Here is an 11,760-nt window from a genome sequence, read left to right on the forward strand (position 1 = left end):
GCCGCGAGGGTCAGAGGATCACGCTGACTCCGGCCGCCTTGCACGCGGCGGTGATGTCCTTGCCGGCCTTCTCGAAGGCCGGGTTGTCGGCGGCGGTCGCCGGGTCCGCCGCCGCTGCGGCCTTGGACGCCTCGGCGCCGAACTGCCGCAGCGCGGCGGCCATCTTGCTGTCACCGCCGGCCGTGGCCACCGTGGTCACCTTCTGTTCCAGCTCCGTCAGGATCTTCTTGAAATCCGCCGCCGACGTCTCACCAGCCGTGGCGACCTTCACAAGCTCCGCCTTCATCTCGTCGCTGGCCTTCTTCACCGACTCGCAGAGCTCCTTGTCGCTCGTGGCGGCTGGCGAGGCCGGCGGAGCGGCGGCGGAGGTCGCTGCTGAGGATGGCGCGGCGGACGTGGGGGCAGGCGTCGTGGATCCGGCGGTCGTCGTCGAATCTCCGTCACCACAGGCGGCGAGGGCCGTCGTAGCGGCGAGGATCAACAAGGCAGAGACGATACGAGAAGACTTCACGGACGCGCACGCTAGCCGATGTCCCAAAGATGATCAATTCGTTTGGCACAGGCGAGTCCTGTGCATACGGTCAAAGGGAAGGCTGCGTCTCGCGTAGCGTGAGAATGTACGCCGCCGTGTGCGCGACGACAGGGTCTCGATCCTGCGACAGATCGATGAGAGCACGGGTGGCGGTGCTCCCCGGGATGTCCGCGAGCGCCTGCGTCAGCCGCCGACGTGCGGACGAGTCAGCGGTCCCGTGGGCGAGGCGGTCGACGAGCCTGGCCGCGATCTGATCCGCCATCGCGGGCTCGCTCGCCACCGCGCTCAACGCGTCGGCTGCTTCGACGTCGTTCGTCTCCGCGACGACCAGGTCGATGAGCGTCGGAACCGCCTCGGCCACTCCCCGTGCCCCGAGCGTCAGGGCCGCGTACCTGCGGACCACGATGTCGGAGGTCGCGAGGGCATCCCGCAGCAGCCTGGTTGCGCTGGCGCTCGGGATCTCGGCGATGGACTGAACGGCACGCTTCCGCACCTCGGCTTCTGGTGAGCCGAGACCCTCGGCCAGCAGCGCCAGTCCGCCGTCGCCCGATTGCGCCAGAGCCCATCGAAGGGCTCCAGCGACGTTCGGGTCCGTCTCGCTCAGCGCCGCCTCGACCAGTGCCTCCACTGGCACCGGAACCTCGTCGACCGAGGACAGGGCCGCGCGTTGGCGCCTCCCCGCGCTCTCCGACCTCAATGCCTGGAGGAGTGCGACGATCTGGAGGACATCGTCCCAGCCGGCGGGTTCCGCGCCACCGACCCGACGGAGTCGAGTGAGCAACTCCGTCTCGGCCGCGACGCGCTCTCTGGTCTGGCGGATGAGGTCATCGACGAGCTTCGAGGGTGTGAAGCCGGGATCATCGAGCGCGCGCCGGACGTCACGCAGCGACAGCCCCAATGACCGCAGGCTCTCGATATGGAAGATCAGCCGCAGGTCCTCAGGGGAGTAGTCGCGATAGCCAGCGCCGGTACGACCAGTTGGCCGTACCAGGCCGAGCGACTCGTAATGCCGGAGCATGCGGGCGCTCACCCCGGACCGTCGTGCCACATCACCGATCAACACGGCCGATCACCCCTGCTCGCTGGTCCTGCCGAGGGCTACGGCGCGCTTCGCCTCCTCGACCGCGAACTCGAAACCGGCATCCGGGTCGCGCAACAACCGTTCCGTGGCGATGGCGTGCGCGCGCACCAGAGGGTCGAGGTTCGTCGTCGCGGCCCGCAGGGTCGGCATGATCAGCTCACCGAGCGCGATCAGCGCCCGGCTGAGGCTCAACTGCGTCTCCCGCTTGCCGCGTCCGAGCTGGGTCGACAACACGCCGGCCAGCTCGGGCTCAGCACCGTCGGGCACGAGGACGACCGCTGCTCGCCAGGCGCTGCGCGCCACCTCGTCGTCGGCGTCGGTCAGCAGCGCCCGAGTCATCGCCGGCCACGCTCGCCGATCACCGATCTTGGACAGCGTGTGCAACGCCTGACTTCGTGCCTGCGCACGTTTCGAGCGCAGTTCGTCGATGAGCTTCGGAACGGTCAGTGCGGAGGGGTGACGGGTGAGTGCCCACGTGAGCATCTCGCGGACGTAGAACTCCGGCTCGATCGCGGATCGCTCGATGAGCTTGTCGACGAACCGTAGGTCAGGGGTCGTGCCGACCGCCAGCGCCGCGCGCAGCCGCACCGACGAGCTGCTGTTCTCCAACCCCTGGAGAGCCCGCATCGTGATCGTGTCCATTTCTGGCATGGTCATCGGAACCCCCTCCTCGACCCAGTGAAGACCTTGTCACTGTGTCAAGGTCAAACGGGCACCATCCCGCGACCGGAGAGGAATGACGATGGCTGTTTCGGTACGACGTCTGGCGACCGCGGTGGCAACGGCGTCGATCCTGGTTCCGTTGGCATCGTGTGGCACGGCCGACGTGGCAGACGTGCGGAAGCGGGGCGCGGAGGCGACGGTCACGCCGTCGCCGACTGCCCCATCGCCGGCCGCCCCGCAGGAGTTCCAACGGCTGGAGAAGACGTTCGAGGTGCGGCTGGGAATCTACGCCGTCGACACGGGCACTGGCCGCAGGGTGGAATACCGGGCCGACGATCGGTTCGCGTACGCCTCGACGTGGAAGGCGCTGGCCGCCGCCGAGGTGCTGGACGAGACCACGGACGCCGAGCTGGATCGTGTGGTGCGGTACTCGGCGAAGGACCTGGTGACGCACTCACCGGTCACCGAGAAGCACGTCGCCGAGGGCATGAGCCTGCGCGCCCTCGCTGACGCCGCCGTGCGCTACAGCGACAACACGGCTGGCAACCTGTTGCTGAAGCACCTCGGAGGGCCGCAGGGGTTCGAGAAGGAGCTGCGCGAGGTCGGCGACACGGTCACCGACGCGGCCCGCTACGAGACCGACCTCAACGAGGCAAAGCCGGGCGACAGGCGGGACACCAGCACCGCGCGGGCTCTGGCGGACGACCTTCGGGCGTACACCGTGGGGGACGCCCTGGAGCCCGCGGACCGCGACCTTCTGTGCGGCTGGTTGCGGGGTAACACCACAGGTGGGGCGCTGATCCGCGCCGGGGTGCCCGCCGGCTGGGGCGTCGGGGACAAGACCGGCACCGGCGGGTACGGCACCCGCAACGACATCGCCGTGATCTGGCCGCCCGACCGCGCCCCGATCGTCCTCGCCGTGCTGTCCAGCCGCGACGAGAAGGACGCCAGCCACGACGAGGCCCTCATCGCCCAGGCCACCAGGGTGGTCGTCGCCCAGTTGTGACAGCGGTGGCCTCACCGCGGCGGTTGACGCCGCGCCTGGCCGGCCAGCCGGGTCAACAACTCCTGGTACGCCTGGGCCCGAACGGCCGGTTTCGCGGACATCGCGTCGGCGGCCATCGCGGCATGCGCTTCATGCTCGGCGGCGGCAGTCACGGCGTCGGTGGCTGCCCGGTACGTGCGCTCCCCCGCCCGGTGCCGTTCGTGCCACGGACGGATGGCCGTGCTGGCGACGTGCAGACCGGCCACCCCGCAGCCAAGCGCGACCAGCACCAGGAAGATGAACGCCACCCCCTCCTCGAAGGAGGGCAACACCCCACCCAGGCCGAGGGACCGCTCCAGCAGCCGGTCATGGCGGGCATCGAGGTAGTCGGCCGCGCCTGCCCCGGTCAACCAGCCACCGGCCAGCGCGGCGCCCACGCGGACCACCATGACCCGGGGTGACGCAAACCAGGCGGCGGGCGACCGCAGCGCCGGATCGTAGGCGGCACCGAGCCGGAACGCGGCCGGCGCGAGCCCGAGCGTGGCCCCCAGACCGCCCACCACGATCTGGGCGCTCAGAATGCCCGCGACCCGCAGGTCGTACCAGGCCCCTGCCAGGAAGGCGAGGAGCACGAGGGCGCTCGTCCAACCGCCGACGAACACCAGCGCCCGCCGTACGGCCGCCAACCGGGCCGCTGCGGTGGTCCGCGTCGCTTCGGCGGACCGCCACTGGTCGACCCGCTGCTGCGCATTCCGGCGTTCGTCCGCGGCGCGTTGCCGCTCCGCCTCCCGCCGGCCGCGCTCGTCGTCCCGCTGGGCCTGGTCGGCCCTGCGCCGTGCCTCTTCCGCCGGACCGACGAACGGTGACAGGAGGCCGGGACGGCTCGGTTCCCGTAACGGGTGACGCTGTGGCAGGTCGTCGGGGATCCGCCAGCCGATGCCCGTGGCGAGCACGACCCGCAACCCGCCGTCCAGCCGGTCCGGCAACAGCACCGCGACACCGGACGCGTGTCGCCGATCATCCAGCCCGTCGACGACCAGCACCAGTCGCTCGCCACACCGTGCGCACGCCTCGCCCGCGTCCGTGTACCGGCCCAACAGGTGCGCCTCCCGGGTCGACCCGGTCAGATGGCCCGGCATCGACCCGTCGGTCAGCTCGACGAGCTGCTCCAGCACCACATCGACGAACGCGTCGCGGTTCTCCCGTTCGGTGCGGCCCGCGACGACGAAGTACGACACCACCCGCACGCCGGGCGGCGGGTGAAGCACGAACCAGGACAACAGTGCCGTCATTCCGGCCCTCGGGGCAGCCTCCCACCGCAGGTAGGCGTCCGGGCCGTCGCCCGCGCAGAAGGCCGCGAGCCGCGCGAGGTCGGCCTCCCGGCTCAGCAGCCGGGCCGGGGCGATCCGGCGAACCTCCGCCAGGTACGCCGACCGCACCACCGGGGCGTAATTGTTGTGCTGGACGTTGTTGTCGCCGATCTGCACGCCCCGTGAGTCGCGGGCGTCGACACCTCGCGAACGGCTGTCGTCCGGCTGGTCGCTGCCGCCCATCTGCCCGACCGCCTCAGTGGAAGGTGTTGTGCTGGGTGTTGCTGCTGCCGAGCTGGACGCCCTGCGCCCCCCGCAGGTCGACAGGCCCGATCTCGGTCCCCCCGCCGGCCGCCTCGGCCCGCGCCAACAGGTCCCGCGCGATGCTGAGGATCTGCTCGTCCCGGTCGACGCCGGAGCGGATGAGATCCTCGGCGAGGCGGACCTGCCAGACGCCCGAACCGGTCTCGTCCGCCTCCAGCGATTGCAGCGCCTCCTGGCCACGGCCGGTCAGCCTCTGCCGCACCAGACCCCGAAGGTTGACGGCGCCGTCCCGGACCAGGGCGCTGGTCGCGTCGGTAACCCCCGTCGTGACACCCAGCGTCAATGCGGCGAGAAGCAGTTCCACACCGTCCACGCGTCCTCCATCAGCGATGCGTCACCACGCTGGCCCTATTGGACCATTCGTAGTGCCGCCGGGGATGCCCGCGCCGGGCGACAAAAGCAAAGGCAGGAAGATCGCACTCCCTGCCACTTCTAACGTATAGCGCATTGGGGGGCTTGCGGCAAGACCCGGGTGGTGCCGCAAAATCGGCGGCCGGGCTCAGCACCGGCGAAGAATGGGGGGAACGACGTGGGTGTGTTGTCGATGCATGTGTTGGATCTTGAAGAGGTTGACGAGACGCAGGTCGCGGTCGTCGGCGGCAAGGCCGCCCACCTGGGCGGGCTGTCGCGGATCGACGGCATTCGCGTACCGGCTGGTTTTTGCGTGACGACGGCCGCCTTCCGGCGGATCATGGCGGATGCGGCGTCGATCAACGACCGGCTCGATCAGCTGTCGCGCCTGAACCCGGATGACCGGGACACGATCCGCGCGCTCAGTGCGGAGATCCGCCGGGCCATCGAAGGGATTGCCATCCCTGGCGATCTGGCGGCGGCGATCACCCGCGCACTCGCCCGGCTCGGAGAGCAGGCCGCCTACGCCGTGCGATCCAGCGCCACGGCGGAGGACATGCCGACGGCCTCCTTCGCGGGGCAGCAGGACACGTACCTCAACGTCCTGGGGTCGGCGGCGATCCTCCAGCACGTCAGCCGGTGCTGGGCGTCGTTGTTCACCGAGCGGGCCGTGACCTACCGCCTGCGGAACGGCATCGACCACCGTACGGTCGACATGGCGGTGGTCGTGCAGCAGATGGTCTTCCCGGATGCGGCCGGCATCCTGTTCACGGCCGACCCTGTCACGGGCAACCGGAAGGTCGCCACCGTGGAAGCCAGCTTCGGTCTCGGCGAGGCCCTCGTCTCCGGCCTGGTGAACCCGGACGTCTTCACGGTGCGCGACGGCGGCATCGTCGCCAGGACGGTCGCTGCCAAACAGCGTGCCATCCACGCCCTGCCCGCTGGCGGGACTCAGGAAGTGACGATCGACCCGCAGCGGCAGGAGCAGCCGGCGCTGACGGACGCGCAGGTCGTGCGGCTCGTCCAGCTCGGGCGACGGATCGAAGCGCATTTCGGCCGCCCGCAGGACATCGAATGGTGCCTGGTCGACGACGACTTCCAGATCGTCCAGAGCCGGCCGATCACCACACTGTTCCCGATCCCCGCGGCCGGCGACGGGGAGAACCACGTCTACCTCTCCGTCGGTCACCAGCAGATGATGACCGACGCCATGAAGCCGCTGGGGCTCTCCATGTGGCAGCTGACGGCCATGGCGCCGATGCACGAGGCCGGCGGGAGGCTGTTCGTCGACTCCACCCGGCTGCTGGCATCGCCGACGAGCCGCGCCGGCTTCCTGGAGATGGTGGGGAGGTCCGATCCGCTGATCAGGGACGCGCTGGAGACGGTCCTCGACCGCCCCGACTTCATCCCGACGCTCCCGGACGGTGGTCCCGGCGGGCCAGCGGTTGGCGGCGCACCCGCACCGATCGAGACCGATCCGGCCATCGTCACCGAGCTGATCGAGCGCAGCCACACCTCCATCGCCGCCCTGCGGCGCGACATCGCGACGTTGACCGGAGTGGCGCTGTTCGACTACCTGCTGGAGGCATTCCAGGAGCACAAGCGGAACCTCGGTGATCCATTGAGCATGCAGGCGATCATGGCGGGGATGGGGGCCACCTGGTGGCTCAACGACCAGCTGTGGGAATGGCTGGGCGAGAAGAACGCGGCCGACACCCTCACGCTGTCGGCCCCCGGCAACATCACGTCGGAGATGGGGCTGGCGCTGCTTGACGTCGCCGACGTGATCCGCCCACATCCGGAGGTGGTGGCGTTCCTACAGGGCGTCGAGGACGACGACTTCCTGGACGAGTTGCCGAAGTTCGCGGGCGGGACCGAAGCGCGCGACGCCTTCGAGTCCTACCTCGACCGGTACGGCATGCGCTGCGTCGGCGAGATCGACATCACGCGGCCGCGTTGGCGCGAACGCCCCACCACGCTCGTGCCCCTGGTCCTCGACAACATCAAACTCTTCGAGCCGGGCGCCGCGGCGCGGCGATTCGAGGAGGGGCGGCAGGCGGCGCGGAAAAAGGAGCAGGAGGTGCTCGAACGCCTGCGGGCACTGCCGGACGGGGAGCAGAAGGCCGACGAGACCAAGCGGATGATCGACCGGGTCCGGACCTTCATCGGCTATCGGGAGTACCCGAAGTACGGCATCGTCAGCCGCTACTTCGTCTACAAGCAGGCCTTGCTCGACGAGGCCGAGCGCCTCGTGCGGGCCACCGTGCTCCCCGAGAAGGAGGACATCTTCTACCTCACGTTCCAGGAGCTTCACGACGTCGTGCGCTCGAACCAGGTCGATGGCGAGCTCGTCCAGCGGCGCAAGGAGGCGTTCCGGTCGTACCAGACGCTCACGCCGCCCCGGGTGCTGACCTCGGACGGCGAGGCCATCACCGGGGCATACCGACGCGACGACGTTCCGACCGGCGCCCTGGCCGGCCTCCCGGTCTCCGCCGGGACCATCGAAGGGCGCGCCCGCGTCATCCTGGACATGGCCCAGGCTGATCTCGAACCGGGTGACATCCTCGTCACCACCCACACGGACCCGAGCTGGACGCCCCTCTTCGTCGCCATCAGCGGCCTCGTGACGGAGGTCGGAGGATTGATGACACACGGCGCGGTGATCGCACGCGAGTACGGCCTGCCCGCTGTCGTCAGCGTGGTCGATGCCACCCGGCTGATTGCCGACGGGCAGCGGATCCGCGTGCACGGAAGCGACGGGTACGTCGAGATTCTGCCGTGACCGACGGTCCGCGTGTCTGCTGCCGTCACGCCCTGCTCCTCCAGTGCCCTAATCTATCGATGTCGATTGCTGTCCGCTCCGGCCGCGACCGGCCATTGGCCAGCTCATTGCGAGGAGAGGAATCCCGATCGTGAACGTCGGTAACCGAACCCTTCCACGACTCCTCTCCATCACGCTGGCCGCCGTGCTCGCCACCGGCCTGTCCGCTGCCGGTGCCGGTCCGGCGGCAGCCGGACAGACCAGTCTGCGGGCCGCCGATCCGAGCGTGATCCGCGTCGGCGGCACCTACATCTCCGTCCAGTCGCTCAACGGCGGGATCGCCGTCCGGCAGGCAGCGTCAACCGACGCGCTGGCCGCCGCACCCGCGCGGCAGGTGTGGACGGACAGCCGCAACCTCGGTGAGGTCTGGGCTCCGGAGATCGTCACCGATGGCGGCCGCTACTACATCTACTTCTCGGCCGGGCGCGGCACCGCTCACCGCATGTACGCGATCAACTCGGCGTCGCCGGCCAGCGGCTACACGGCCGAGAGGCAGCTCGCCCTGCCCGGCGGCAAGTGGGCCATCGACGGCAGCATGTTCACCTTCAACGGGCAGCGGTGGTTCGTCTGGTCGGGATGGGCCGGCGACACCAACGTCGAACAGAACATCTACCTCAGCCGAATGAGCGACCCGCTCACCCCGACCGGCAACCGGTACGTCATCTCCCAACCAAGGGAGAGCTGGGAGCGGGTCGTCGGCAACCCGTACATCAACGAGTCCCCCGAGGCGATCAAGGACCCGAACGGGCAACTCCACATCGTCTACTCCGCCAACGGCAGTTGGAGTGATCAGTACTGCCTCGCCGACCTGCGACTGCGAGCGGGTGGCGACCCGACGTACGTGTGGGACTGGTACAAGTCGAACGGCTGCCTGTTCGGCTCGAACCGAGCCACCATGATGGCCGGCTGGGATCCCACCCTGCACGTGAACGGGCCTGGCCACCACAGCTTCGTGCTGCTCAACGGCGACATCGCCACGAGCCCACCCGCCGGGCCGAGGTTCCCGCTGATGTTCCACGCTGTACCCAAGGGCACCCCGTACTCCTGGGCGAACCGGTACTGGTACACCGGCACCTTCTGCTGGTGGGGCAACACCACCTACCGCCGCGCCAACGTGCCCGGCCCGACGGCCGACACCGGATTCAGCATCAAGTTCTTCGAATGATCGAGCTGCGGCGGATGTCACTTTAACCCGCAATACATATCGGCGTGCGCGCATAGGACACTAATTCCGGCGGGGCCTTGGACAGAGATGTCGGTAGATATTGTAGCGAGATCTTTGTTCGGAACGCATAGGCGGAGGTGTCGGTGAGACACAGAAGACGATTGCGCTCAAGACTTGCCGCTGTGGTTGCGGCACTGGTCGCCGCACCGGTGGCGCTCGTCGGCGCCCCGGCGTCGGCAGGGGAGAAACGCCTCTGGGAGGTGGAGGTCGCCAAGATCCCCACCACCAGATACACCAGCGACGCCAAGGTCTACATCCGCGAGTCCCTCCAGGCCCTTCGGCCGTACGTGGAGGGCGGGTTGGGAGACAGGCGGATCGCCCCGGTGCTGGCGGACGTCGAGAGCCGGTATTTCGACGGCGCCCGGCTCAAGGGCGCCGCCGACGGTGCGACGGTGTTCGACAACCTCCAACATCTGGAGTCGTTCCTCAAGAGTCGCCTCTCCGGTGCCAGCCCGCCCAACGGCGAGGCCGAGCAGGCACATGTGGTTGCGCTGGTGGACACCCTGTCCGGGTTGCGCCTGCTGGCCGACGCCGCGATCCAGGACGCCGAGGCGACGATCGGGCCGTTCCGGGCCAGTCCCCCGCCCGCGCCCGCACCGGCTGGGCTGGCCGCAGCGTTCGCGGACCTGAATGCGGCCAAGGCCAGCCTGGCCAAGGCCGACACGATGCTGGCCAAGGCCAATCCGGAGCCGGCGACGGTCCACGCGTCGAAAGCCTGGGGCGACGGTTTCCGCGTGTTGACCCGGCTGGGCATCACCTACGACGGCGACCACGATGGCGACGGGGTCATCGATGTGGTGGAGCTGCGGTTCGGGTCCAGCCCGCTGCTGGTCGATTCTGACGGTGACGGCTTGACCGACAAGTTCGAGATCACCGAGTTGGCTGGCTGGACCCGGCCCAACGCGGTCGACACCGATCAGGACGCGGTCGCCGACGGCGCGGAGGACGTCGACGGCGATGGGCTCACCAACCTCGACGAGCAGCGGCTCGGCACCTCGCCCACCGACCCGGACACCGACGGCGACGGTGCCACTGACGGTGCCGAGGTGGCTCAGGGCAGCAATCCGCTCGTGGCCGACCAGCCACGCGCTCCGCCGACACCCGGCGACGTCCCGCCGATCGTCCCCGCCCCCACGGACACCGACACCGACGGCGACGGCCTGCCGGACCTTGTGGAGGAGGACGGCCTCACCGATCCCGCCAACGTCGACACCGACGGCGACGGGCTCTCGGACTTCACCGAGGACGACCTCTCGATCAACCCACGTGTCCAGGACACCGACGGGGACGGCCTACGCGACGACTACGAGGTCGCCAACGCCGACTCCCAGGGCCTCGACCCTGGCCGATTCGACGAGCAGATCAGCAAGTGGACGTACGTCTCCGACTTCCTGCTCGGCATGTTCGCCGGCGACTTCGCCGAGAAGGACTCGATGGCGTGGCTCGCCGGCAACCTGTGTGGCGGCGGGCTGAGCGTCATCCCGGTCGTCGGCTGGATCCTCGGCGGGCTCGCCGACATCCGCGACACGATCGCCGCGCTCATCCACGGCGAGTGGGTCAGCGCGGGTCTCAGCATCCTCGGCGTCGTCCCCTACGTCGGTGACGCGATCGCGATCCCCGCCAAGGTCTCGAAGTTCGTCCTCAAGTACGCCCACCGCCTGACGCCGGCGGCCCGGTTCATCGCCAAATACGACAAGATCCCCGACACCGTCAAGGAGCTCACCTATGAGCTCATCATGCCGGAGGTCTGGGCAGCCCTCGTCGAACCGGAGGGTCTGGCACCCGCCGCCGCCGGCAGAATCAGCAAGAGCAACTTCAATCGGTTGCTCAGTGGTGAGCGCACCGACCTCCAGAAGATCCACTTCGCGCTCAAGGCGGTGGGCGCCAACGGACTGAATCTGCACGTCCCCGGCCCCAACGTCAGATGGGCCACGGGCCGTAACGACGGTCAGAACATCTTCATCGACGAACTCATGGGATACCGTCAGGACACCACTCGCGGCCGGCCCCAGCTCTGGCTGAGGCAGGCCGGCGAGCCAGGGCAGTTCGAGCCCAGCGGCCGGTCGGTCGACTATGGCGAGCACACCTCTGAAGGCTGGGTCCTCCACGAGGTCAAGACCGGCGTCCCGACCGAACACGACCGCCACAATCTCATTCAGTGCGATGAGGACAAGTGGTATTCCGACCCGACCAAGCAGGAGAAGATCCTGCGGGACAACAAGATTAACCCGCAGTTCCGAGACACAAAGATCAAGGGAGCCCACTGGCACTTCATGCCGCATGGTGGGTATAACTCACTCGGCCCGTCAGATCTTGTGCTCGATTGTCTGAAGAAGAACAACATCCCCTTCACCATCCATTTCCCGGTGAGCTGACCGGGGTCCGTCGGGGGCCGGGCCGCCCCCCCCGCCCCCCCCCCGAGGAACAACAAAGACCCCAAAACCAAGAAAAAAAAAAAAAACCCCAAA

The 11,760-nt window shown here is 68.8% G+C and carries 9 protein-coding genes; 4 read left to right on the forward strand and 5 right to left on the reverse strand.

The annotated features are described in order from the left end of the window. Positions 1-10: 10 nt before the first annotated feature. The 3 genes from ABZT18_RS19225 to ABZT18_RS19235 all read right to left on the reverse strand — a co-directional run bounded on the left by ABZT18_RS19225 (position 11) and on the right by ABZT18_RS19235 (position 2,264). On the reverse strand, positions 11-307 hold the full coding sequence (locus ABZT18_RS19225) for a hypothetical protein (RefSeq protein WP_354996079.1): 297 nt from the start codon (positions 305-307) through the stop codon (positions 11-13). 274 nt (positions 308-581) lie between these two features. Continuing rightward, the gene (locus tag ABZT18_RS19230; RefSeq protein WP_354996080.1) at positions 582-1,595 is read right to left on the reverse strand and encodes a HEAT repeat domain-containing protein; all 1,014 of its coding nucleotides are present in this window, start codon (positions 1,593-1,595) and stop codon (positions 582-584) included. Between the two features lie 6 nt (positions 1,596-1,601). Next, positions 1,602-2,264 carry a HEAT repeat domain-containing protein gene (locus tag ABZT18_RS19235; protein WP_354996097.1) on the reverse strand — a complete coding sequence of 221 codons (663 nt, stop codon included), beginning with the start codon at positions 2,262-2,264 and terminating at the stop codon, positions 1,602-1,604. Positions 2,265-2,355: 91 nt separating this feature from the next. Here ABZT18_RS19235 and bla point away from each other — a divergent pair, with 91 nt between their 5' ends. After that, on the forward strand, positions 2,356-3,282 hold the full coding sequence (gene bla, locus ABZT18_RS19240; protein WP_354996081.1) for a class A beta-lactamase: 927 nt from the start codon (positions 2,356-2,358) through the stop codon (positions 3,280-3,282). A gap of 11 nt (positions 3,283-3,293) precedes the next feature. Here bla and ABZT18_RS19245 read toward each other — a convergent pair whose 3' ends face one another. Then, a complete protein-coding gene (locus tag ABZT18_RS19245) occupies positions 3,294-4,814 on the reverse strand; it encodes a hypothetical protein (RefSeq protein ID WP_354996082.1) in 1,521 nt (506 codons plus the stop codon). A gap of 13 nt (positions 4,815-4,827) precedes the next feature. Further along, the gene (locus tag ABZT18_RS19250; RefSeq protein ID WP_354996083.1) at positions 4,828-5,208 is read right to left on the reverse strand and encodes a hypothetical protein; all 381 of its coding nucleotides are present in this window, start codon (positions 5,206-5,208) and stop codon (positions 4,828-4,830) included. 222 nt (positions 5,209-5,430) lie between these two features. On the opposite strand from ABZT18_RS19250, the gene rph reads away from it, so the two are divergent. The 3 genes from rph to ABZT18_RS19265 all read left to right on the forward strand — a co-directional run bounded on the left by rph (position 5,431) and on the right by ABZT18_RS19265 (position 11,667). After that, positions 5,431-8,028, forward strand: coding sequence for a rifamycin-inactivating phosphotransferase (gene rph / locus ABZT18_RS19255; protein WP_354996084.1), 2,598 nt, complete (start codon positions 5,431-5,433; stop codon positions 8,026-8,028). 130 nt (positions 8,029-8,158) lie between these two features. Beyond that, complete coding sequence (locus ABZT18_RS19260) at positions 8,159-9,232, forward strand: glycoside hydrolase family 43 protein (protein ID WP_354996085.1); 1,074 nt, start codon at positions 8,159-8,161, stop codon at positions 9,230-9,232. A 182-nt stretch (positions 9,233-9,414) separates the two neighbouring features. Then, positions 9,415-11,667: a hypothetical protein gene (locus ABZT18_RS19265; protein WP_354996086.1), complete on the forward strand. Its 2,253-nt coding sequence runs from the start codon at positions 9,415-9,417 to the stop codon at positions 11,665-11,667. Positions 11,668-11,760: the final 93 nt, after the last annotated feature.

The organism is Micromonospora sp. NPDC005291 (assembly GCF_040607415.1).
Taxonomy (GTDB): domain Bacteria; phylum Actinomycetota; class Actinomycetes; order Mycobacteriales; family Micromonosporaceae; genus Micromonospora.

Bases quoted from the DNA above. Each gene is read 5' to 3' on its own strand.
- ABZT18_RS19235 (WP_354996097.1), bottom strand. From the start codon at position 2,264: ATGCCAGAAATGGACACGATCACGATGCGGGCTCTCCAGGGGTTGGAG.
- bla (WP_354996081.1), top strand. From the start codon at position 2,356: ATGGCTGTTTCGGTACGACGTCTGGCGACCGCGGTGGCAACGGCGTCG.
- ABZT18_RS19245 (WP_354996082.1), bottom strand. From the start codon at position 4,814: ATGGGCGGCAGCGACCAGCCGGACGACAGCCGTTCGCGAGGTGTCGAC.